Below are 22,334 nucleotides of genomic sequence, written 5' to 3'. Positions count from 1 at the left end.
CGGAGGCCCACCGGCCGCGGTGTCCGTCACGGAGCCGACAAGTAGTCCGGCAGTTCGACGCCGGGCGCGAGGTCGGCGTTGGCGACGGGGGTCTCGTAGCCCTTGCGGAGCGGGACGACACCGGCCCAGTGGGGGAGGTCCAGGTCCTCCGGCTCGTCGTTGGCGCCGCCGGTGCGGACCTTGGCCGACACCTCCCGGAGGTCCAGGCGGATCACCGCGGTGGCGGCGAGCTCCTTCTTGTTCGCGGGCCGGGAGTCGGCGGCGCGGCCCGCGACGACGTGGTCCACCAGCGCGTCCAGGGCCAGTCGCCGCTCCTCGGGGTCGGTGACCTCGTGCGCGACGCCGTGCACCACGACCGAGCGGTAGTTGATCGAGTGGTGGAAGGCCGACCGGGCCAGCACCAGCCCGTCGACGTGGGTGACCGTGAGGCACACCCGCAGGCCCGGGTCGGCCTGGCCGGTCATCCGCAGCGGGCGCGAGCCGGTGGACCCGTGGACGTAGAGGCGCTCGCCGACCCGGCCGTACAGCGTCGGCAGCACCACCGGCGCCCCGTCGCGGACGAAGCCGAGGTGGCAGACGTATCCCTCGTCGAGTATCGCGTGGACCAGTTCCTTGTCGTACGACGCCCGGTCCGCGGAACGCGTGGGGACGGTGCGGTCGGTCGGCGTGTAGGCGGCGGTCCGCGCTTCCTCGGTCGTGCCCTGCATGAGGGGTCCCTCCTGGCGGTTTCTGTTGCACTAGTGCATAATGGGCTTTGTGCTAGGAGAGTATCGGATCCAGGGGCGGGGCGCAGCCGAGATTGCCGCCGGTGTCGAGCGCGCGGTGGGCTCGGGCGAGCTGCGGCCGGGGCAACCCCTGCCTCCCATGCGGGAGTTGGCGGCCCAGCTGGGGGTGAACGCGAACACGGTCGCCGCCGCCTATCGCATCCTGCGGGAACGCGGGGTGATCGAGACGGCAGGCCGCCGCGGCAGCCGGGTCCGGCCCAAGCCGGCCACCACCGGCCGTGAGGAACTCCGGGTGGAGGTGCCCGCGGGTGGCCGCGACCTGGCCACCGGCAACCCCGATCCGGACCTGTTGCCCCGCCTCGCACCGGTTCTGGCCGCGGCGGCCGAGCAGGGCGACCAGCGCCCCGTCCTCTACGGAGACGATCCCGTCGACGCGGAACTCGCCCGCCTCGCGCGTGCCGAGTTCGACGCCGAGGGCCTGCCGGCGGGACCGGTGACGGTCACCTCCGGCTCCCTGGACGCCATCGAACGCGTCCTCGCCGCCCACCTCAGGCCGGGCGACGCGGTCGCCCTGGAGGACCCCGGCTGGGGCAGCGTCCTCGACCTGATCCCCGCTCTCGGGCTGCGCACGGTCCCCGTCGGTGTCGACGACGACGGGCCGCACCCCGACGACCTGCGCCGCGCCCTGGAGGCCGGGGCCCGCGCCCTCATCGTCACCGACCGCGCGCAGAACCCGACCGGCGCCTCCGTGACCGCGTCGCGCGCGCACGACCTGCGGGCGGTGCTGCGCGAGCACCCGGAGACCCTGCTCATCGAGGACGACCACGGCCACGGCATCGTCGACCTGCCGCTGCATCCGCTCGCCGGCGACACCCGTCACTGGGCCTTCGTCCGCTCCGCCGCCAAGGCCTACGGCCCCGACCTGCGACTCGCCGTCCTCACCGGCGACGGCGTCACCGTCGACCGGGTGCGGGGCCGGCAGCGCCTCGGCCCCGGCTGGGTGAGCCTGCTGCTGCAACGGGCCGTGGTCCGGCTGTGGGCGGACGGCGCGGTCGACCGGGCGGCGGTGGCGCGGTCGTACGGCGCCCGCCGGAACGCCCTCGTCGACGCGCTGGCGACGCACGGGGTCACGGCGCACGGCCGCAGCGGGATGAACGTGTGGGTGCCCGTACCCGACGAGACCGGCGCGGTGGCCCGCCTCCTCCAGGCGGGATGGGCGGTCGCCCCGGGCGCCCGCTTCCGGCTGGCGTCCCCGCCCGGCATCCGCATCACCGTCTCACCCCTCACCCCCGAGGACATCGCCCCGCTGGCGGCCGCGGTGGCGACAGCGGTCCGCCCCTCCCCGATCCGCGTCTACGGCTAGGCGTACGGGGGGAGGGTCGCCAAGGCGACCGAGCGAGAGGCGGGAGCGAGGGGCTCCCGCGCCCCCTGCCCCCGTCTCCGCGCTTGCCGGGCATGTCGCTCACTCGCGGACTTGGCCGCGGTGGTGGCGGCGGTCCGACCGTCCCCGGGCAGCGTCTGCGGCTAGGCGTACGGGCGGAGGAGCGGCCAAGGGGGCCGAGAGAGGGGCAGAGGCGCCTCGGCGTCCCGCGATCCGGTCTCCCGGCGTCCCGCGTCACCACGCCTGCGGGTACGTCGTTGGCGCACGATGCGGTGAAGCAGGCGGTCCGCCTCTACCGCCGGGCCGCGTCTACGGCTGGGCGAAAGATGGGCTGCCAAGGCGACCGAGTGAGAGGCGGGGGCGAGGGGCCTCCCGCGCCCCGGCCCGCGTCCATGGCTGGGCGTACGAGGGGGAGGTGTGGCCGAGTCAGAGGCGGGAGGCTCATCGTCCCGCGCCCCGGCATGCGTCGCACGGCAGCGCCCGGCGTTCCCGCCTCCCGGCATACGCCGAAGGGCGGCGCCCGGCCCCCCGCTAAGCGTCCCTGCGTCGGACCTGGGTGAGTGCCGCCCCCGCCAGGACGACGACCGCCCCGACCGGGGTGGTCCAGCGCAGCGTCTCCCCGAGGATCGCCACGCCCGCGGCCGTGGCGATGACCGGGATGAAGTACGTGACCATCTGCGCGGTGGTCGGGCCGACCTCGGCGACCAGCCCGTACTGGAGGAGCACCGCCAGCCCCGTGCCCAGCGCGCCCAGCGCGGCGATCGCCAGCAGCGGCACCACGGACACATGGGTGGGGAACCCGGCGAACAGCGGGGTCACGACCGCCAGCTGGAGCGTCGCCAGCATCAGCTGCGCGCCCGTCATCGACAGGTGGGAGTTGCCCGTGCCGGCCAGCTTCCGCCGGACGTAGATCCACCCCACCGGGTAGCTCAGGGAGGCGAGCAGCGCCATCGCCGTGCCCCGCGCGTCCAGACCGTGGAAGCCCTGCCAGGCGCCGAGCACCGTCAGGACGCCGAGGAAGCCGAGGCCGAGACCGGCGACGCGCACCCGGGTGGGCCGGTCCTCGGAGAGGGCGACCAGGGACAGCGCCATGCCCCACAGCGGGGACGTCGCGTTGCAGATGCCGGCCAGCGTGGACGGGATCGTCAGCTCCGCGTAGGCGAAGAGGGAGAACGGCAGGGCGTTCAGGAAGAACGCGGCGACCGCCATGTGGCCCCACAGACGGGCCCCGCGCGGCAGCCGCTGCCGCTTCACGGCCATCGCCGCCGCCAGCACCGCCGAACCGAACACCAGCCGCCCGAGCGTCACCTGGAACGGCGCGTACCCGTCCGTGCCCACCTTGATCAGCAGGAAGCTGAAGCCCCAGATCAGGGAGAGGGCGCCGAAGCGCAGGCGCCAGTCGAGGCGGGCGCGGGCAAGGGCGGGTGCGGGTGCGGGGGACTGGGTCCGGGGTGCGGTGACCGTGCTCATGGCACCAACGATGCTTGAAGCAACCTCGTAGCACAATCGAGAATTGTCACTCGATACCTCTTAGTATCTCTTACATGTTGAACTTCGAGCGCCTGCGCACCCTGGACGCCCTGGCCCGGCACGGCTCGGTCAGTGCGGCGGCCGAGGCGCTGCACGTCACCACGTCCGCGGTCTCCCAGCAGCTGAGCAAGCTGGAGCGGGAGATCGGCCAGCGGCTCCTCGCCAAGAACGGGCGCGGCGTACGCCTCACGGACGCCGGCCGGCTGCTCTCGGAGCACGCGGGGCGCATCCTGTCGCAGGTCGAGCTGGCCGAGTCCGACCTGGAGGCGCACCGCGGCCAGGTCGTGGGCGAACTCCGGCTCTCGGCCTTCCCGACCGCCGCCCGCGGCCTGTTCCCGGCCGCGCTGGCCACCCTGCGCGCCCAGCATCCCGGGTTGCGCCTGCGCTCCAGCGAGCTGGAGCCGGAAAAGGGCGTCGCCGGGGTGGTGCGCGGCGATCTCGACCTGGCGGTCGTCCTGGACTGGTACAACAAGCCGATGCCCGTGCCGGACGGCCTGGTCAAGGCGCCCCTGCTGGACGATCCCGCGGAAGTCGCCATGCCCGCCGGGCACCGGCTCGCCGGCCGGGACGAGGTGGACCTCGCCGAGTTCGCCGAGGACGAGTGGATCACCTGGGGCGAGGGCGAGTTCTGCCACGAGTGGCTGATGTTCACGCTGCGGTCCAAGGGCATCGAGCCGATCATCGGTCACCGCGCCGGCGAGACCCACACCCAGCTCGGCCTGGTCGCCGCCGGGCTCGGGGTGTGCATCGCCCCGCTGCTCGGCCGCCGTCCCGTGCCCGAGGGCCTGGTCCTGGTCCCGTTGCGGCAGCGGATCCGTCGCCATGTGTACGTCGTCTGGCGGGCGGACGCCGACCGCCGGCCCTCGATCCGCGCGGCGGTCGAGGCCCTGCGCTCGGCGGCCCGCCGGCTCGACTGACCCCTACGCCCCGCCCAGCTTCCGGAAGTCCCAGGAGACGATCTTCTCCGGGGTCAGCCGGGCCCAGGCGTGCCGGCCGTCGTGCGGCATCTCGTCCAGGCCGAAGTTCTTCCGGGCGAACAGCGTCTCGGCCGTGTCGAGCTCGGCGCACAGCTCACCGGTGCGCGGCACCTCGCCCACGAACTCCACCCGGCCGGCCAGCTCGACGCCGCGCAACTGGTCGTACTCCTCGCCCGAGTCGACCACGACCGCCACGCGCGGATCGCGGCGCAACTGCGCCCAGCGCCTGCTGCGCACCACCGAGTACAACCACAGCGACGTCCCGTCCCAGGCGAACCACAGCGCGCTCACGTGCGGTGCGCCGTCCGCCGAGACGGTCGCGACCCGGCAGGTGCGCTGGGCGGTGAGAAACTCGTCCAGCTCGCCCGGCGTCATCATGATCTTCCGGCCCCGGCGCTGCTGAGTGACGGTCATACGGCCCCCTCTTCTCCCACGTCGTGCCAGAGAACCACCCTGTGCCGGTGATCCTCTGACATCACGTCAGAAAAGGGAATGGCTCGTCTTCCACCCGCGCCCGGACGCGGCTACTCTCACCGCCCCGAGCCCCGGTGAAAGGGTGCGTGATGCCGTCGTACGAGCAGCTGCGCGACCTCCTCGACCCCGCGCACACCGTCCTGCTCACCGTGGAGTGCCAGCAGGGGGTGGTCGGACCGGACAGCGCCCTGCCCGAACTCGCCCGCGAGGCCCGCTCCTCCGGAGCCCTGGGCAATGTATCCCGGCTGGTCGCCGCCGCGCACCGGACCGGCGTCCAGGTGATCCACGCGGTCGCCGAGCGCCGTCCGGACGGCCGGGGCGCGAACCGCAACGCCCGCCTGTTCCGCGCCGCCGGGCGGCTCCCCGTCCAGCAGCTGACCGGCACCACCGCGGTCCGGGTCGCACCTCCGATCGAGGTCGCCGAGGAGGATCTCGTCGTACGGCGGCTGCACGGCCTGTCCCCGATCCACGGCACCGGCGTCGACGCCCTGCTGCGCAACCTCGGCTGCCGCACGCTGGTCGTCACCGGAGTCTCGGCCAACGTGGCCGTGCCCAACGCGGTGTTCGACGCCGTGAACCTCGGCTACACCGCCGTCGTGCCGGCCGACGCCGTCGCGGGGGTGCCGGCGGACTACACCCCCGCGATGATCCGCAACACCCTCGCACTGGTGGCCACCGTCACGACCACCGACGACGTCCTCGGCTGCCTGCTCCCGCGACCGGCGGGGCCGACCCCGTTCAGGCCAGCTTGATGTCCTCCCCGGAGACGGTGATCTTCGCCGCGGGCAGCGGCTTGGTCGCCGGTCCCTTCTTCACGCTGCCGTCCTCGGCCGAGAAGTGGCTGTTGTGGCACGGGCAGACGATGACGCCGTCCGCCACACTGCCCACCGCGCAGCCCTGGTGGGTGCACTTGGACGAGAACGCCTTGAACGTGCCCGCCGCCGGCTGGGTGACCACGACACCCTGATCCTTGAATATCTTGCCGCCCCCCTCGGGGATGTCCGAGGTCTTGGCGAGCGTGCCGCCGGCGGCCTGCCCGGCCCCGGTGTCGACGGTGTCGGACGAGTCGCCGCCCGAACCGCAGGCGGTCAGCGCGGCGGCGAGCCCTGCCGCTCCCGCCGCCGCCATGACGGTACGGCGGGCCGGTCCCGATGCGGGCTGGGGCGAAGCGCTGGTCATGTGGGCATTCCCTTCCGCGGAGCTGGACGTGATCCGTCAGGGGGTACGGCCCCGGGGCCGCGGCCGTTCAGACGGGCACCCAGATCCCTGTGGCCGGGTGGTGAGCGGGCCGTGAGCCGTGGCTGTGGGCCCGCTGTCGGCCGCGCGCCCGCCGCGATCAGTAACCTGGGGCGATGCTCAAGGAAGTCACCGCCACCCGTTACATCACGCCCCTGCGTGAGGGGGGCTCGCTGCCGGGACTCGTCGAGGCCGACGACTTCGGGACGTACGTCATGAAGTTCACCAGTGCCGGACAGGGCCGCAAGACACTGGTCGCCGAGGTGGTCTGCGGCGAGCTCGCCCGGCGCCTCGGATTCCGGATGCCCCGCCTGGTCACCGTCGAGCTGGACCCGGTGCTCGGGCTCGGCGAGCCCGAACAGCAGGTGCAGGACCTGCTCCGGGGCAGCGGCGGCACCAATCTCGGCATGGACTTCCTGTCCGGTGCCCTCGGCTACGACCCGCTCGCCTTCGAGGTGAGCGCTGAGGAGGCCGGCCGGATCGTCTGGTTCGACGCGCTGATCAACAACGTCGACCGGTCCTGGCGCAACCCCAACCTCCTGGTGCACCGGGAGGAACTGTGGCTCATCGACCACGGCGCCACGATGATCTGGCACCACAACTGGCCCTCCGCCGAGGCGTCCGCGGCCCGCCCCTACGACGCCGCCGACCACGCCCTCGCCCGTTTCGCCCCGGACGTCGCCGCCGCGGCGGCCGAACTGGCACCCAGGGTCACCCAGGACCTGCTGGACGAGGTCACCGCCGAGATCCCCGAGGCGTGGCTCGCCGGGGAGCCCGGCTTCGACACCCCGGACGACCTGCGCCGGGCCTACGCGCGGCCGCTGCTCGCGCGGGCCGCCGTCATCGCCGGACGCATCACCGGCATCGGCTCCGAGGAGGGCAAGTGAGCGAGCGCCACATCCACATGGCCGGCCATGTGACCGAGCGGCACATCACCCGGGCGGGCCAGGGCGGCGACCGGGACGTGTTCGAGTACGCGCTGCTGCGGGTCGTACCGCGCGTGGAGCGCGGCGAGTGCATCAACGCGGGCGTCATCGTCTACTCCCGCGCCCGGGCCTACGTGGGCGCTCGCACCCATCTGGACGAGGCCCGGCTGCTGGCACTGGACCCGCGGGCGGACCTCGCCGGGATCCGGGCCGCGCTCGGCGCCGTGGAGAAGGTGTGCGCGGGCGGGGACGGCGCCGGCCAGGCGGCCGGTGACGACGCCGGACGGCGCTTCCGCTGGCTGATCGCGCCGCGTTCCACCGTCGTCCGGCCCGGGCCCGTGCACACCGGTCTGACCACCGACCCGGCCGCCGAGACGGAACGGTTGCTGGACCTCCTGGTGAGGTAATGGATCACACCGGCCGGATGTGCCGTTGACACCGGGTGCCAGGGCTTCTAGCGTCACGGGTGCTGAAGGTACTAAGCGGTCGCTCACCGCATGAGGGGCCTCCGACGGGGGCCCCGACAGGTTCTCTCAAGGGCGAGGAGAAGCAGCAATGTCCACCACTGAACAGCGGGTCGCGGTAGTCACCGGCGCGGCGCGCGGCATCGGCGCCGCCACCGCCGTACGGCTGGCCGCCGAGGGTCGCGCGGTCGCCGTGATCGACCTCGACGAAGCCGCCTGCAAGGACACCGTCGAGAAGATCACCGCGGCCGGCGGCAAGGCCGTCGCGATCGGCGCCGACGTCTCCGACGAGGCGCAGGTCGAGGCGGCCGTCGCCCGGATCGTCGAGGAGCTGGGCGCCCCGACGATCCTCGTGAACAACGCGGGCGTGCTGCGCGACAACCTGCTGTTCAAGATGAGCGTCTCCGACTGGGACACCGTCCTGAACGTGCACCTGCGCGGCTCCTTCCTGATGACCAAGGCCGTCCAGAAGCACATGGTCGACGCCGGCTTCGGCCGGGTCGTCAACCTCTCCTCCTCCTCGGCGCTCGGCAACCGCGGCCAGGCCAACTACTCAGCCGCCAAGGCCGGTCTGCAGGGCTTCACGAAGACCCTCGCCATCGAGCTGGGCAAGTTCGGCATCACCGCCAACGCCGTGGCCCCCGGCTTCATCGCCACCGAGATGACCAAGACCACCGCCGACCGCGTCGGCATGGGCTTCGACGACTTCAAGGCCGCCGCCGCCACCCAGATCCCGGTGCAGCGCGTGGGCGAGCCCGAGGACATCGCCAACGCCATCGCCTTCTTCACGGGCGAGGCGGCCGGCTTCGTCTCCGGCCAGGTGCTGTACGTCGCCGGCGGACCGCTCGACTAGGGACCTTGGGGAATCACCGACATGACTGAACTTCCGGAGCTGTCCGGCCGGGTCGCCCTCATCACGGGCGGCAGCCGCGGCATCGGCTACGGCGTCGCCGAGGCGCTGGTCGCCCGCGGCGACCGCGTCTGCATCACCGGCCGCAACGAGGACGCCCTCAAGGAGGCCGTCGACCGGCTCGGCGCCGAGCGGGTCATCGGCGTCGCCGGCAAGGCCCACGACCTCGACCACCAGACCGAGGCCGTCGAGCGCACCATGGAGGCCTTCGGCCGCCTAGACTTCCTCATCAACAACGCCGGTACCAACCCGGTGTTCGGCCCGATCGCGGACCTCGACCTGAACGTCGCCCGCAAGGTCTTCGAGACCAACGTCATCTCCGCGCTCGGCTTCGCCCAGAAGAGCTGGCACGCCTGGCAGAAGGACAACGGCGGCGCGATCGTCAACATCGCCTCGATCGCCGGCCTCGCGCCCTCGCCGTTCATCGGCGCCTACGGCGTCAGCAAGGCCGCGATGATCAACCTGACCCAGCAGCTGGCGCACGAGTTCGCGCCGAAGGTGCGGGTCAACGCGATCGCCCCGGCGGTGATCAAGACCAAGTTCGCGCAGGCCCTGTACGAGGGCCGCGAGGAGGAGGCGGCCGCCTCCTACCCGCTCGCCCGGCTCGGCGTGCCCTCCGACATCGGCGGCGCGGCGGCGTTCCTCACCTCGGAGCAGTCGGACTGGGTCACCGGCCAGACGCTCGTCGTCGACGGCGGCCTCTTCCTCAACGCCGGCGTCTGACCGTCCGACTGCCGGACGTCCGTATCGGGCGCCGTTTCCCCGCGGAACGGCGCCCGAAACGCCTCTGGAGATACATCCAGCGGCATGACAACGTAGTCATCGCGCAATCGATCAAGAACGCGTGCTTCAGAGGAGGTTCAGGGGCCCGGACGCTGCGGTATGGTCTGCCGACCCTTGGTATGGCAGATCGAGGAGCGTGCGCGTGTTCAACCGGAACCGATTCCTGCGGAGAGTCGCGGCGATCGCGTCCATATCCCTGGTGACCGGCTGCAGTCTGCTGTCCGACGGCGACCCCGACAGCGAGGGGCCGATCGTCGTGGGCACCACCAGCGCGCCCAGCACGCTGGACCCGGCCGGAGCGTGGGACGGCTCCTGGGAGCTGTACCGCAACATCTTCCAGACGCTCCTCGCCTACCCCAGCGGCGCCACCACCCCGCAGCCCGACGCCGCCGAGAGCTGCGCCTTCACCGACAACAGCAGCCGCACCTACCGCTGCAAGCTGCGCTCGGGGATGAAGTTCGCCGACGGGGACCCGCTGAACGCGGAGGCCGTCCAGCACTCCATCGACCGCATCCGCACCATCAACGCCCCCGGCGGGCCCGCGGGGCTGCTCGGCAGCCTGGACCGCGTCCAGGTCTCCGGCGACCGCGAGGTGATCTTCCACCTCAACCAGTCGGACGCCACCTTCCCGTTCGTGCTGGCCACCCCCGCCATGTCGATCGTCGACCCGGACGACTACCCGGCCAACTCCCTGCGCAAGGACACCAAGGTCTACGGCTCCGGACCGTACAAGCTCCAGTCCTACGAGGAGGGCAAGCAGGCCGTCCTCGTCAGCAACGGCAACTACAGGGGCTTCGCCGACCGGCAGAACGACGCGGTGACCATCCGCTACTTCCAGGACTCGTCCACCATGGTCAAGGCGCTGCGGGACAAGCAGATCGACGTCACCTACCGCGGCCTCGCCGCCGACGACATCATCGCCCTGCAGCAGCACGACACCGCCGACCTGCAACTGGTCGACGGCGCCGGCACCGACATCAGCTACCTGGTGTTCAACCCCAAGGACCCCTGGGCCAAGCAGCCCGCGGTGCGCAAGGCCATCGCCCAGGTCGTGGACCGCGGCGCGATCTCGCACAAGGTCTACCGCGACACCGTCGACCCGCTGTACTCGATGGTCCCCAAGGGCCTCACCGGCCACGCCACCAGCTTCTTCGACGACTACGGGGACCCGAGCGTCTCCAAGGCGCGCAAGATACTCACCGACGCGGGCATCACCCGTCCCGTCCCGCTCACCCTCTGGTACACCACGGACCGCTACGGCTCCGAGACGGCACTGATGTTCAAGGAGATCAAGCGGCAGCTGGAGGCCTCGGGCCTGTTCACCATCACCCTCAAGAGCCGCCCCTGGAAGACCTATGTGGTCGGCTACCAGAAGGGCGAGTACCCGGTGTTCGGCCGCGGCTGGTTCCCGGACTTCCCGGACGCGGACAACTTCATCGCCCCGTTCGTCGGCGAGAAGAACGCGCTCGGCACGCCCTACCCGGCCAAGGAGATCACCGACCGGCTGCTGCCCCACTCGCGCGCGGAGAGCGACCGTGCCCAGACGGTCAAGGACATGGAGCAGGCCCAGCAGGTCATGGTCGACGACGCCCGGCTGATCCCGCTGTGGCAGGGCCGGCAGTACGTGGCGGCCAGCGACGACGTCTCCGGCGGTGAGCAGGCCCTCGACCCGTCGACGATCATGATGATGTGGAGACTGCACCGCAAGACCAGTTGGTGAACGGCCCTCGCGGCAGCCGTTGTCAGTGGTCGCCTGTAGGTTCTGGAGCAGTGACCGCAGGCCGTAGTTGATCGACATCGTGAGGACGTTGACGTGACCGACATCGCCATGCTGCCCGAGTCCTGGCGCGGGGTTCTGGGCGACGAGCTGGAGCAGCCCTACTTCAAGGAGCTGACCGAGTTCGTCGAGGAGGAGCGGGCGAACGGCCCTGTCTATCCGCCGCGCGAGGAGGTCTTCGCCGCGCTGGACGCCACGCCGTACGAGCAGGTCAAGGTCCTCGTCCTGGGCCAGGACCCGTACCACGGCGAGGGCCAGGGCCACGGCCTGTGCTTCTCGGTCCGCCCGGGGGTGAAGACCCCGCCCTCCCTGCGGAACATCTACAAGGAGATGAAGGAGGAGCTGGGCCTGCCCGTCCCGGACAACGGCTACCTGATGCCGTGGGCACAGCAGGGCGTACTGCTGCTCAACGCGGTCCTCACGGTCCGGGCCGGCGAGGCCAACTCGCACAAGGGCAAGGGCTGGGAGAAGTTCACGGACGCGGTGATCCGCGCGGTGGTCTCCCGGCCGGACCCGGCGGTCTTCGTCCTGTGGGGCAACTACGCGCAGAAGAAGCTCCCGCTGATCGACGAGACCCGGCACATCGTGGTCAAGGGCGCGCACCCGTCGCCGCTGTCGGCGAAGAAGTTCTTCGGCTCGCGCCCCTTCACCCAGATCGACGAGGCGATCGCCCGGCAGGGCCACCAGCCCATCGACTGGACCATCCCGAACCTGGGCTGACGGCCGCCGGCCCTGGCGCGACGGCGCCGCCTGACCGGATATCCCCACGGCGCCGGTTAGCGTCGGCAGTGGATCATTGCCGACGTCCCGGAGGGACACCGTGGCGGAGCGACAGGAGCAGGCGGCACCGGACGCCGTGCTGACACGGATCGGTCAGGTCGTGATGCTCCACCACGGCGGTGACCGCGAGGAGGCCCGCAGCCGCTTCCTGGACCTGTGGGCCGAGATCGGCGAGGACGGCACCCCCCTGCACCGATGCACCCTCGCCCACTACCTCGCCGACACCCAGGACGATCCGGCGGACGAACTGGCCTGGGACCTCAGGGCGTTGTCGGCGGCGGAGGAACTGGCGGACGGCCGCGGCGGCGATCCGCCGAGCGTGCGGGGGTTCCTGCCCTCCCTGCATCTGAACCTGGCCGCCGACTACGTCAAGCTCGGCCGTGCGGAGGCCGCCCGCAGTCATCTGCGCCGGGCCCGGACCGCAGCGGGCGCACTGGCCGACGACGGCTACGGCAGCGGGGTCCGGGCCGCGATCGGCCGGCTGGAACTGCGGCTGGGTGAGGACGGCGCGGCGGGCGGGGATCTGTGGGGGCCGCCTCGGCAGCGGCCCAGTTAGGACGGCGGACCGGGCCCTCCGGGTCCGATGGCCCGCTCAGTGCCCGTAGGCCCGTTCGCAGATGACCGATGCGGGGCTGTCGCCGCGCCAGCCGCCGTACCGCCTCCCGAGAGCGCACACGTCCGGGGCCTCCGGGGCGGGGTGTGAGAGGTCCGGGACATCGACGCCCGTGTGCCGGTGGCCGTCCGCCCGCCGCCGCTCGGGCCGGGGCGCCGGCGGGGCGGGCGCCCGGTGCGCGACCGGCGGCGCGGCCGCGGGGTGCGGGGCCCGGGGTGCGGAGTGCGCGGGGTGCCGGGACGGGCCGACCATCTCCAGTGCCTCCCGTGCCGGTGCCTGCACCACCCGGGGCTCCGCGCTGCCGTCCGGCCGGGCCGCCGTCGGCTGGGCCCGCGCCGTGTCCGGTGGCGGTCCCGGTGCCGCCTGACGCTGGACCGTCATACAGCCGGAGAGGGCCGAGACGGCCACGCTGACGAGGAGCGCTGCGGTGGTGGTCGATCGATGCACCCGCGCCACTCTGGTGGTTCGGGTACCGGCTCGGCAGCAGGGAGTGGACGACGGGCCCCCGCACGGGTGATCTCGTGCCCCGTACGAAGGTCTTCGGAGGACCGAGGGTGACGTCCGGCGCCGCGGGGACGCCTCTCCCCGGGGGTCTCACCGGCCCAGCATGCCCGCCAGCAGTTCCCGCAGGCCCGTGCGGATCGCCTCCGCGTCCGGCACCTCGGTGCTGAAGGACCCGGCCGCGCACGAGAACATCAGCCCGTCCGCCCAGGCCACCAGGGACAGCACATGCCGGGCGGGGTCGGGCGAGCCGACGGCCGTGAGCATCGCGGCGAGCTGCTCCCGGAAGACGGCACCGGTCCGGTCGTAGAAGGCGCGCAGTTCGGGGCGGCGGGTGGCTTCCAGGGCCAGTTCGTAGCGGGCGATCAGCAGGTCGCGATCGCAGGTCAGGGAACGGTGGACGGCGAGTGCGAGCCCCTGCGCCAGCGCGTCGAGCCCGCCGCCCGGCTCCGGCATCTCCTGGACGGCGAGCACCCGGGCCTCCCGCTCGGCGTGCCGCCGCACCGCGAGTTCGAGCAGCGCCTGCCGGGTCCGCGCCACGTTCGACGTCGAACCGAGCGGCAGCCCCGCCGCCTCGTCCACCGCCCGGTGGGTCAGCCCACGCATACCGCGCTCGGCCAGCAGGGTGAGGGCGGTGTCGGCGACGAAGTCGGCGCGGGAGGCCCCGGAGGAGCTCGGGGTGCTCGGCGTGCTGGGTGTGCTCACGGACATGGGGACGACCCTACCCACTTCACTACGGCTGTAGTATCGTCAACCCGTACTACAGATGTAGTCCGAGAGGGCAGGGGGAGAGCCATGGCACAGCCGACGCGCGCGATCGTCATCGGCGGCGGGATCGGAGGTCTGACCGCGGCCGCGGCCCTGCACCGGCGCGGCCTCGACGTGACCGTCCTGGAGCGGGCCCCCTCGCTGGAGCCCGTCGGCGCGGCCATCTCGCTCGCCCCCAACGCCCTGCGCGCCCTGGACGTCCTCGGCATCGGCGACGAGATCCGCGACCTCGCCGCCTGGCAGGGCGACGGCGGACTGCGCACCCCACGCGGACGCTGGCTGTCCCGCTCCAGCGCCGAGGCCGCCGAAGCCCGATTCGGCGGCCCGCTGGTCCTGCTGCCCCGCGCCACCCTCGTCGACCGGCTCGCCGCCCTGCTCCCGCCCGGCACCGTGCGCACCGCGGCCGCCGCCACCCTCGCCGACCCGGGCGACCGCACCCGGCCCGCCCGGGTGACCACCGGCACGACGGAGCTGGAGGCCGACCTGGTGGTGGGCGCGGACGGCGTCCACTCGCGGGTCCGCGGCACCCTGTTCCCCGAGCACCCCGGCGCCGTGTACGCCGGGTTCACCACCTGGCGCGTGCTGATCCCGGTGCCCGGTGTGGAGTTCGCCTCGCACGAGACCTGGGGCCGCGGCCACATCTGGGGCACCCACCCGCTGAAGGACGGCCGGGTCTACGCCTACGCCGCCGCCACGGCCCCGGCGGGGGAGCGGGCCCCGGACGACGAGCGGGCCGAACTCCTGCGCCGGTACGGCGACTGGCACCAGCCGATCCCCTCCGTCCTCGCCGCCGCCCGCCCCGAGGACGTGCTCCGGCACGACGTCCACCACATCGCCCGGCCCCTGCCCGCCCACCACCGTGGCCGGGTCGCCCTCCTCGGCGACGCGGCCCACGCCATGCCGCCGACCCTCGGGCAGGGCGGCAACCAGGCCATCGAGGACGCCGTGGTCCTCGCCCACCACGCCGCCGACCTGCCCGCCTACACCGCCGCCCGGCTGCCCCGCACGACCGCGATCGCCCGCCAGGCGGTCAGGGTGGCCCGCCTCAACATGGCGGGCGGCCGCGCCGTCGTCGCCGTACGCGACACCGCGGTCGCCGCCCTGTCCAAGGCCGGACCGGCGCTGTTCCTGCGCGGCTTCGACGGCATCGCCGACTGGCGGCCCCCGTATGCTGCCGATCAGACACACGCAGGCAAGCGGGACAGGGAGCGCACGTGAAGGTCGGCTGCATCGGACTCGGGGACATCGCGCAGAAGGCGTACCTGCCGGTGCTGGGCACGCAGCCGGGAGTCGACCTGCATCTGCAGACCCGTACGCCCGCGACCCTGCACCGGGTCGCGGACACCCTGCACCTGCCCGAGGACCAGCGGCACACGAGCCTGGACTCGCTGCTCGCCGCCGGCCTCGACGCGGCCTTCGTGCACGCGCCCACCGCCGTCCACCCGGAGATCGTCACACGGCTGCTGGAGGCGGGCGTGCCGACGTACGTGGACAAGCCCCTCGCCTACGAACTCGCCGAGTCCGAACGGCTGGTGGCCCTCGCCGAGCGGCGCGGAGTTACGCTGTCCGTCGGCTTCAACCGGCGCTACGCCCCGGGTTACGCGCAGTGCGCGGACCACCCGCGTGAGCTGATCCTCATGCAGAAGAACCGGATCGGGCTGCCCGAGGAAGCCCGCTCGATGATCCTCGACGACTTCATCCACGTCGTCGACACCCTGCGGTTCCTGGTGCCGGGTCCGGTCGACGACGTCACCGTGCGCGCCCGCGTCGAGGACGGGCTGCTGCACCACCTCGTCCTCCAGCTCGGCGGGGACGGCTTCACCGCGCTCGGCGTGATGAACCGGCTCAGCGGCTCGGCCGAGGAGATCCTCGAGGTCTCCGGGCAGGACACCAAGCGCCAGGTGCTCAACCTCGCCGAGGTGATCGACCACAAGGGCCAGCCGACCGTCCGCCGCCGCGGCGACTGGGTGCCCGTGGCCCGGCAACGCGGCATCGAGCAGGCGGTCCTCGCCTTCCTCGACGCCGTACGCGCCGGGAAGGTGCTCAGCGCCCGGGACGCGCTGGCGACTCATGAACTGTGCGAGCGCGTGGTACGAGCGGTTCAGGACCGTTCCGGCGCAGCCTGAGCGCCCGCACCCCCTCCGCCCCGCACAGCGCGGCCAGCACCAGCAGCGCTCCGTGCACCGGCCAGTCGCCGTAGCGGACGTACGGCGTGACGCCGTGCGCGAGCGGTACGTCGTACACGCGCGCGGTGCTCGCGTCCGTGCCGAGCCACGGGCCGAGGCGCTGTCCGCCCGGTCCGTACACGGCCGAGACGCCGGTGAGCGTGGCGTGCACCATCGGACGGCCGGTCTCCGCCGCGCGCAGCGCCGCCAGCGAGGCGTGCTGCTCCGGAGCCCAACTGTGCTGGAACGAGGACGTGGAGGTCTGCCCGAGGAGGAGGTCCGCGCCGTCCTCCGTGAGATGCCGGCTCATGTCCGGGAACGCCGTCTCGAAGCACACCAGCGGACCGATCCGCAGCCCGTGCCCGACGTTCATCACGACCTGCTCGGTGCCGCGCCTGCGGTCCTCGCCCGCCGCCTTGCCGACCGAGGTGGCCCAGCCCAGCAGCGAGCGGGCCGGTATGTACTCACCGAACGGCACCAGGCGCATCTTGTCGTACCGCTGACCGGTCGGGCCGTCCGGGCCGATCAGTACCGAACTCTTGTAGATCCCGGGCCGGTCGGAGCGGCGGGCGTCCACGTTCACCAGCACGTCGGCGCCGGTGTCGCGGGACAGCGCCGCGACCCGCCGGGCCAGGTCGGGCCGGTCCCCCAGGTCGAAGCCCACACTGGACTCACCCCACACGACGAGGTCGACGTCCTGGCCGGCGAGCCGCCGGGTCAGCTGCTCCTCGCGGTCGAAGCGCTTGTCGCCGCTGTCCTGCCCGTCCACGACGCCCGGTTGGACGACGGCGATCCGCACCCGCCCGTCGACGTCCGGGTGCGGTGCCCACGCCCACGCCGCCGAGGTCGCTGCGGCCGTGGCGACCAGGGAGGCCACGGCCGGCACCCGCGACTCGCGCACGGACAGCAGGACGGCCAGGGCCACGTTGACCGCCACCACCAGGAAACTGAGCAGCCACACCCCGCCGACCGAGGCCAGTCGCAGCGCCGGGCCCACCTGCCACTGGCTGGAGCCCAGCATGCCCCACGGTCCGCCCAGCCCCTGCCAGGACCGCACCAGCTCCACCGCCAGCCAGGCCGACGGCAGTACCAGCAGCGCGGCGGCGCCCCGGCCCGGTGACGGAGCCCCGCCCAGGAAGCGGCGGATCAGCATGCCCCAGGGAGCCCAGAGCGCGCCCAGCAGGACGGCTATGAGAAAGATGAACACGTGCAGGCTCGGCAGCAGCCAGTTGTGCACCGCGACCAGGAAACCGAAGCCGCCCCACCATCCGTCGTACGCCGCCCGCCGTGCCGTCGGCGCCGAGCGGGCCAGCAGGATCCAGGGGACCAGTGCCACGTACGCGAACCACCACAGGGAGGGGGCCGGGAACGCGAGCACGGGCAGGGCACCCGCGAGGGCGGCGGCACCGGAGCGCCGCCAGGGGGAGGTGAGCCAGTGGTCGATCGTCCTCATAAGGACCCTCTTTACCCAGCACTGGCTCCAGTGTGCGCGTCGCGTCGGATCTCCGACAGTGCGTCGTCGCGGGGGAGCGGTGCGTGGCGGGGGAGCGGGGCCGGTGGGTGCGGTGCCGGGGACCCGGCACCGCACCCACCGAGTGCTCAGTCCCGCAGGTCCGCGGGGCTGCGTTCGGGCAGGCGGCGCCACTTCTCGTGGACGACGACCTCGCTGAGCCGCCAGCCCTCCCGTGTGCGCAGGAGCCCGAAGTCGTAGCGCCCGCCGCACACCAGGTCGGGCGCGGCGGGGCCGCCGTCGGACGTGAACCGCATCGGGTTGAGGTAGTCGGCGCGCACCCGGGCGGTGTCTCCGGTGTCGTGGTCCAGGAGGCCGAACCGCACCCGCCGGTTCACGATCAGGTGCTGGCGCATGTCGAAGAGGGCCAGGCTCTCGGCCAGCCATCCGGCGACCTGTGCCGCGTCGCCCTCGATGCCGCCGGCCGAGCGGTAGTCGGCCCGCCCGTCGGCGGTGAACAGCCGGCGGTACACCGTCCAGTCGCCGTCGTCCACCGCCCCCGCGTACTCGGTGATCAACTCGTCCACGGCCAGACGGTCCACTACGGTGGCGAGCTCAGCGCGCTGCGTCATCGGCACAGTTTTGGGCATGGGCGGCGCGGAGCCAAGAGGGACGCCCCAGATCGGGTGCCGCGTGGTGTGACCGGAACGCGAACCCGCCCGTGCGCACGAACACACCGTCGAGAACGAACCGCGTTTCCGACGCGTCCCTGTGCGCCATGGCCTACTCCACCTCGATGCCGTAGTCCGTGACGAGCTCCTCCAGGCCGCCGGTGACGGCGCCGACCTCTGGCGGTAGCCGTTCCGGTGGGCACGACGTGCCGGCGTCGGTGGGGCGCCTCGCCGGACGGTTACGCGGCTCAGGCCGCTTCGATGACGCGGGTGCGGATCGCTTCGGCCCATTTGACCACCAGCAGTTCGTACTCCGCGCGCTCCTGTGCCGACAGGGTGCCGCCCGCACGCAGCCACAGCGCCCGGATCTGCTCGTTCAGCTCGGCGGCGGAGCGCACGGAACCAGAGGGCATGGAATCGGGGGACATGCGGACAAGCCTAGGGGCAAGCACTGACACTGCGCTACCGCATGGCTACACAGAAGGTATGCGGTTGGTCACCGCCGACGCCCTCCCGCCGCCCTTCAGTCGACCCAGACCAGAACGCACATGCCGTGCTGGGCGGCCGTCCTGAAGAACGTGCTCGTGACGGTGAAGTACCGGCTCAGGTACGCGCGTACGTCACCCCGGAAACCGTCGAACCCGCAGGCCGCGGCCGCTGCGGAGGGGTCCGCCGGCAGGGTGGCGAGGACATCGTCCAGGGCGAACTCGTCGAGGGCGCGGGAGATGTCCGAAACGGCGGCCGGTGACAGGAGTCGGGGCGGGCCGTCGTACCCGTCGTAGACCTCCGGGTGGTCGAGGAACTCCACGTCCCCGCCGGGGTCGCCGCTGGTCACCCTGTCCAGCAGTCGGTCCGCCGCGGTGTCCCCGAGCCGGTCACGGCAGTACCACTTCAGGCCCCACAGCGCCCAGTCCGCGTCCAGGGTGTGGTGCGCCGGCGGGTCCCAACCCGGCTTCGCCTCCACCGAGTCGAGTGCCGAGGCGCGGCAGCGCTCCAGATGGGCCGGGGTGATGCGGGCGAACTGCTGGGTGAGGGCCATGCGTCCGGAGCGTAGCCCGCGGGGTCCGGCGTCAGCTCGCCGATTCCGCCGCGTGCGGGCTCAGCACATCCGCCGAGACCAGGGCGATGATGACGACGCCGAGGGCGATGCGGTACCAGACGAACGGCATGAAGCTCTTGTTGGAGATCCACTTCATGAACCACGCGATGACCGCGTACCCCGAGGCGAACGCGATCACCGTCGCGAACAGCGTCGGGCCCCAGGCCACATGACCCTCGCTCACCGAGTCCTTCACCTCGAAGGCCCCGGACGCGAGCACCGCCGGGATGGCCAGCAGGAAGGAGTAACGGGCCGCCGCCTCGCGCCGGTAGCCCATGAACAGGCCGCCGCTGATGGTCGCGCCGGAGCGGGAGACGCCCGGGACGAGGGCGCAGGCCTGGCACAGGCCGAACACCAGGCCGTCCTTGACGCTCAGGTTCTCCAGGGACTTGCGCTGCTTGGGCGCCCGGTGCCGGCCGCCCGTCTCGTCCCGGGCCGCCAGCCGGTCGGCTATGCCGATGACGACGCCGACGACGATGAGCATCGTGGCGGTGATCCGCAGATCCCGGAACGGCCCCTCGATCTGGTCCTTCAGCGTCAGACCCAGCACACCGATCGGGATCGAGCCGACGATCACCAGCCAGCCCATCTGGGCGTCGTGGTCCTGGCGCAGGGCCTTGTCGAACAGCGAGCGGAACCAGGCGGAGACGATACGGCCGATGTCCTTGCGGAAGTAGATCAGGACCGCGGTCTCCGTACCGATCTGCGTGATCGCCGTGAAGGCCGCACCGGGGTCCTCCCAGCCCGAGAACGCCGCGGTCAGCCGCAGGTGGGCGCTGGAGGAGACGGGCAGGAACTCGGTCAGCCCCTGGACGAGTCCGAGGACGAGGGATTCAAACCAAGACATGGAGGTACGGCGTCCAAGTGCTGAGGGGTGAAAGGCCGGAGCGAGACGTGCTGATCATGTGACGAAGGCAGCGTAGCGGGCCCGGGCGACGGCGGGGCAACGGGGGTTGGACGGCAGTTCGATCAGCTCGGCGTGTTCCGGCAGGGGCGTGATTCAGGCCGCGGTCGGTCCCGAGACCGTCCATCCCGGCGCCTGGGGGTGGGCCGTGAGGTCCTCGTGCCGTACCGGGTCGCCACAGGCCCGGCAGGTGACCACGGGCACCAGTTCGTTGCCGCAGGCGTGCTCGACGACCATGGGCAGGTCGGTGCCCTGGCGGAGGTGGCGGTCGCCCCACTCCTTGAGGGTCATCAGGACCGGCTCCAGCTCCAGGCCCGCCGGGGTCGGCCGGTACTCGAAGCGCTGGGGGCGCTCGCTGTAGACCCGCTTGGTCAGGATTCCGGCGTCCACGAGCCGGCGCAGCCGTGTGGCCAGGACGTCGCGGGGGGCGCCGATGTTGCGCACGAGCTGGTCGAAGCGGCCGTTGCCCAGGCACACCTCCCGCAGGACGAGCAGGGAGTACTTCTCGCCGACCAGCGCGAGGGCGTCGGCGATCGAGCAGGGGCGCGGGTCTTTCGTGGCGGCCATGAGGTCAGTCTAGGAGGTCGGCTCCTGGAGGGTTTGATTTTCCAACTCACAGCGCTATGGTGAGTTCGGATTTCCTACTCACCGGTAGCTCCCGCTCCCTGCCGACCCTCCTTCCGGGGGGTGGGTACCGGGCGGCCAAGGAGGCCCGCACCATGCGCGACGCAGTCATCGTCGAAGCCGTACGCACGCCCATCGGCAAGGGCAAGCCGAACGGCTCCCTCGCCCACGTCCACCCGGTCCAGCTCCTCGCGCACACCCTGCGCACCCTGGTCGAGCGCTCCGGCGTCGATCCCGGGCTGATCGACGACGTCATCGGCGGCACCGTCGACCAGGTCGGCGAGCAGGCCATGAACACCACCCGGTACGCCGTGCTCGCGGCCGGCTTCCCCGAGACCGTCCCCGCGACCACCGTCGACCGCCAGTGCGGCTCGTCCCAGCAGGCCGTGCACTTCGCCGCGCAGGGCGTTATGTCCGGCGCCTACGACCTCGTGGTCGCCTGCGGTGTGGAGTCGATGAGCCGGGTGCCGATGTGGTCGAACGTGCCCGCGGGCAAGGACCCGTTCGGCCCCGGAGTCGCCGAGCGCTACCCCGAGGGCCTGGTCCCGCAGGGCATCAGCGCCGAGCTGATCTCCGCCAAGTGGTCGCTCACCCGCGCGCGTATGGACGAGTTCGCCGTCGCCTCGCACCACAAGGCCGCCGCCGCGTGGGAAGCGGGGCTCTTCGACGCCGAGGTGGCACCGCTGGACGGCGTGTCCCGCGACGAGTGCGTACGACCCGGCAGCACCCCGGAGATCCTCTCCGGACTCAAGCCCGCCTACTACGACCCCGGCTTCGCCGAGCGCTTCCCGCAGATCGAGTGGAGCGTCACCGCGGGCAACGCGAGCCCCGTCAACGACGGCGCCTCCGCCGTCCTCATCACCTCGAGCGAGACCGCGGCCCGGCTCGGTCTGCGCCCGCTGGCCCGTCTGCACAGCTTCGCCGTGACCGGTTCCGATCCGCTGCTGATGCTGACGGGGGTCATCCCGGCGACGGAGAAGGTGCTGCGCCGGGCCGGGCTGAACCTCGGCGACATCGACCTCTTCGAGGTCAACGAGGCGTTCTCCAGTGTGGTTCTGGCCTGGCAGCAGGAGACCGGCGCCGACCTCGACCGGGTCAACGTGCACGGCGGCGCCATCGCCCTCGGCCACCCGCTCGGCGCCAGCGGCACCCGCCTGACCACCACCCTGGTCCACGCGATGCACGAGCGCGGGGCCCGTTACGCCCTCCAGACCATGTGCGAGGCGGGCGGCCTGGCCAACGCGATGATCCTGGAGGGCGTCTGAGCGCTCCAGGGCCGGCCACGTGACCTCTCGCCCGCGGGTCAGGCCGCCGGCCCGCCGACCGGACCTGACCCCGACGACCGACCCGAGCCGCTCGCCCGCCGGCTGCTCCGCCCTCCGCCGGTCCGCTCCGCGCCGGCGGCAGGACCGTTCACCGGCTGTGTGCTCTCCCGGCTGCGTTCCGGCCGACCGAGCCGACGGTCGGGCCCGTTGTCGGCGACCGACCCGAGCCGCTCGCCCGCCGGCTGCTCCGCCGGCCGTCGGTGCGCTCCGCGCCGGCGGCAGGACCGTTCACCGGCTGTGTGCTCTCCCGG

At 72.5% G+C, this 22,334-nt stretch carries 25 protein-coding genes; 13 read left to right on the top strand and 12 right to left on the bottom strand.

Annotated elements, in window-relative coordinates; translation table 11 throughout:
• Positions 1-26 precede the first annotated feature (26 nt).
• Complete coding sequence (locus tag ACF08B_RS35820) at positions 27-707, bottom strand: pyridoxamine 5'-phosphate oxidase family protein (RefSeq protein ID WP_392321221.1); 681 nt, start codon at positions 705-707, stop codon at positions 27-29.
• A gap of 49 nt (positions 708-756) precedes the next feature.
• Here ACF08B_RS35820 and ACF08B_RS35815 point away from each other — a divergent pair, with 49 nt between their 5' ends.
• Entirely contained in the window at positions 757-2,088 is a 1,332-nt protein-coding gene (locus tag ACF08B_RS35815; protein WP_392321220.1) for an aminotransferase class I/II-fold pyridoxal phosphate-dependent enzyme, read from the top strand.
• A gap of 549 nt (positions 2,089-2,637) precedes the next feature.
• Here the strand turns inward: ACF08B_RS35815 and ACF08B_RS35810 are convergent.
• The gene (locus tag ACF08B_RS35810) at positions 2,638-3,576 is read right to left on the bottom strand and encodes a DMT family transporter (RefSeq protein WP_392321219.1); all 939 of its coding nucleotides are present in this window, start codon (positions 3,574-3,576) and stop codon (positions 2,638-2,640) included.
• Between the two features lie 74 nt (positions 3,577-3,650).
• On the opposite strand from ACF08B_RS35810, the gene ACF08B_RS35805 reads away from it, so the two are divergent.
• Complete coding sequence (locus ACF08B_RS35805) at positions 3,651-4,553, top strand: LysR family transcriptional regulator (protein WP_093479319.1); 903 nt, start codon at positions 3,651-3,653, stop codon at positions 4,551-4,553.
• A gap of 3 nt (positions 4,554-4,556) precedes the next feature.
• Here the strand turns inward: ACF08B_RS35805 and ACF08B_RS35800 are convergent, their stop codons facing one another.
• Positions 4,557-5,027 (bottom strand): pyridoxamine 5'-phosphate oxidase family protein, encoded by a 471-nt coding sequence (locus ACF08B_RS35800; protein ID WP_073895197.1) that lies wholly within the window; start codon positions 5,025-5,027, stop codon positions 4,557-4,559.
• A gap of 149 nt (positions 5,028-5,176) precedes the next feature.
• Between ACF08B_RS35800 and ACF08B_RS35795 the strand changes: the two genes are divergently transcribed.
• Positions 5,177-5,839, top strand: coding sequence for a cysteine hydrolase (locus ACF08B_RS35795; RefSeq protein ID WP_392321218.1), 663 nt, complete (start codon positions 5,177-5,179; stop codon positions 5,837-5,839).
• Here the strand turns inward: ACF08B_RS35795 and ACF08B_RS35790 are convergent.
• Positions 5,826-6,266: a Rieske (2Fe-2S) protein gene (locus tag ACF08B_RS35790; RefSeq protein ID WP_093479321.1), complete on the bottom strand. Its 441-nt coding sequence runs from the start codon at positions 6,264-6,266 to the stop codon at positions 5,826-5,828. The genes ACF08B_RS35795 and ACF08B_RS35790 overlap by 14 nt on opposite strands.
• A 173-nt stretch (positions 6,267-6,439) precedes the next feature.
• Here ACF08B_RS35790 and ACF08B_RS35785 point away from each other — a divergent pair, with 173 nt between their 5' ends.
• From ACF08B_RS35785 to ACF08B_RS35755, 7 genes are all read left to right on the top strand, one after another.
• Entirely contained in the window at positions 6,440-7,210 is a 771-nt protein-coding gene (locus ACF08B_RS35785) for a HipA family kinase (RefSeq protein WP_392321217.1), read from the top strand.
• A gap of 17 nt (positions 7,211-7,227) precedes the next feature.
• Positions 7,228-7,656, top strand: a complete 429-nt coding sequence (locus tag ACF08B_RS35780; RefSeq protein ID WP_392321251.1) for a DUF3037 domain-containing protein — start codon at positions 7,228-7,230, stop codon at positions 7,654-7,656.
• Between the two features lie 148 nt (positions 7,657-7,804).
• Positions 7,805-8,566, top strand: coding sequence for a 3-oxoacyl-ACP reductase FabG (gene fabG / locus ACF08B_RS35775; protein ID WP_392321216.1), 762 nt, complete (start codon positions 7,805-7,807; stop codon positions 8,564-8,566).
• A 21-nt stretch (positions 8,567-8,587) separates the two neighbouring features.
• Positions 8,588-9,346 carry an SDR family oxidoreductase gene (locus ACF08B_RS35770; RefSeq protein WP_392321215.1) on the top strand — a complete coding sequence of 253 codons (759 nt, stop codon included), beginning with the start codon at positions 8,588-8,590 and terminating at the stop codon, positions 9,344-9,346.
• A 202-nt stretch (positions 9,347-9,548) separates the two neighbouring features.
• Positions 9,549-11,126 (top strand): ABC transporter substrate-binding protein, encoded by a 1,578-nt coding sequence (locus tag ACF08B_RS35765; protein ID WP_392321214.1) that lies wholly within the window; start codon positions 9,549-9,551, stop codon positions 11,124-11,126.
• 93 nt (positions 11,127-11,219) lie between these two features.
• Positions 11,220-11,903 (top strand): uracil-DNA glycosylase, encoded by a 684-nt coding sequence (gene ung / locus ACF08B_RS35760; protein WP_392321213.1) that lies wholly within the window; start codon positions 11,220-11,222, stop codon positions 11,901-11,903.
• A gap of 100 nt (positions 11,904-12,003) precedes the next feature.
• The gene (locus tag ACF08B_RS35755; RefSeq protein ID WP_093479327.1) at positions 12,004-12,519 is read left to right on the top strand and encodes a tetratricopeptide repeat protein; all 516 of its coding nucleotides are present in this window, start codon (positions 12,004-12,006) and stop codon (positions 12,517-12,519) included.
• Between the two features lie 36 nt (positions 12,520-12,555).
• Here ACF08B_RS35755 and ACF08B_RS35750 read toward each other — a convergent pair whose 3' ends face one another.
• Entirely contained in the window at positions 12,556-13,023 is a 468-nt protein-coding gene (locus tag ACF08B_RS35750; protein ID WP_392321212.1) for a hypothetical protein, read from the bottom strand.
• A gap of 147 nt (positions 13,024-13,170) precedes the next feature.
• Positions 13,171-13,788: a TetR/AcrR family transcriptional regulator gene (locus ACF08B_RS35745; RefSeq protein WP_392321211.1), complete on the bottom strand. Its 618-nt coding sequence runs from the start codon at positions 13,786-13,788 to the stop codon at positions 13,171-13,173.
• Between the two features lie 84 nt (positions 13,789-13,872).
• On the opposite strand from ACF08B_RS35745, the gene ACF08B_RS35740 reads away from it, so the two are divergent.
• On the top strand, positions 13,873-15,063 hold the full coding sequence (locus tag ACF08B_RS35740) for an FAD-dependent monooxygenase (protein ID WP_392321210.1): 1,191 nt from the start codon (positions 13,873-13,875) through the stop codon (positions 15,061-15,063).
• A complete protein-coding gene (locus ACF08B_RS35735; RefSeq protein WP_392321209.1) occupies positions 15,060-15,971 on the top strand; it encodes a Gfo/Idh/MocA family protein in 912 nt (303 codons plus the stop codon). The genes ACF08B_RS35740 and ACF08B_RS35735 overlap by 4 nt, the downstream gene beginning before the upstream one ends.
• On the opposite strand, the gene lnt is transcribed toward ACF08B_RS35735, so the two are convergent.
• The 6 genes from lnt to ACF08B_RS35705 form a co-directional block, all read right to left on the bottom strand.
• Entirely contained in the window at positions 15,889-17,463 is a 1,575-nt protein-coding gene (lnt, locus tag ACF08B_RS35730; RefSeq protein WP_392321208.1) for an apolipoprotein N-acyltransferase, read from the bottom strand. The genes ACF08B_RS35735 and lnt overlap by 83 nt on opposite strands.
• Positions 17,464-17,609: 146 nt before the next feature.
• Complete coding sequence (locus tag ACF08B_RS35725; RefSeq protein ID WP_392321207.1) at positions 17,610-18,092, bottom strand: nuclear transport factor 2 family protein; 483 nt, start codon at positions 18,090-18,092, stop codon at positions 17,610-17,612.
• Between the two features lie 287 nt (positions 18,093-18,379).
• Positions 18,380-18,559, bottom strand: a complete 180-nt coding sequence (locus ACF08B_RS35720; RefSeq protein ID WP_073895166.1) for a hypothetical protein — start codon at positions 18,557-18,559, stop codon at positions 18,380-18,382.
• A 95-nt stretch (positions 18,560-18,654) separates the two neighbouring features.
• Positions 18,655-19,170, bottom strand: a complete 516-nt coding sequence (locus tag ACF08B_RS35715) for a DUF1877 family protein (protein ID WP_392321206.1) — start codon at positions 19,168-19,170, stop codon at positions 18,655-18,657.
• Positions 19,171-19,201: 31 nt separating this feature from the next.
• On the bottom strand, positions 19,202-20,077 hold the full coding sequence (locus ACF08B_RS35710; protein WP_392321205.1) for an undecaprenyl-diphosphate phosphatase: 876 nt from the start codon (positions 20,075-20,077) through the stop codon (positions 19,202-19,204).
• 153 nt (positions 20,078-20,230) lie between these two features.
• Positions 20,231-20,701 (bottom strand): winged helix-turn-helix transcriptional regulator, encoded by a 471-nt coding sequence (locus ACF08B_RS35705; protein WP_392321204.1) that lies wholly within the window; start codon positions 20,699-20,701, stop codon positions 20,231-20,233.
• 152 nt (positions 20,702-20,853) lie between these two features.
• Here ACF08B_RS35705 and ACF08B_RS35700 point away from each other — a divergent pair, with 152 nt between their 5' ends.
• Positions 20,854-22,023, top strand: coding sequence for a thiolase family protein (locus ACF08B_RS35700; RefSeq protein ID WP_392321203.1), 1,170 nt, complete (start codon positions 20,854-20,856; stop codon positions 22,021-22,023).
• Positions 22,024-22,334 lie beyond the last annotated feature (311 nt).

Origin of the sequence: Streptomyces sp. NPDC015139 (genome assembly GCF_043079785.1) — a bacterium.
Taxonomy (GTDB): domain Bacteria; phylum Actinomycetota; class Actinomycetes; order Streptomycetales; family Streptomycetaceae; genus Streptomyces; species Streptomyces albidocamelliae.
Note: the sequence above shows the minus strand (reverse complement) of the source record. Positions and strands in the feature narration are given on the sequence as shown.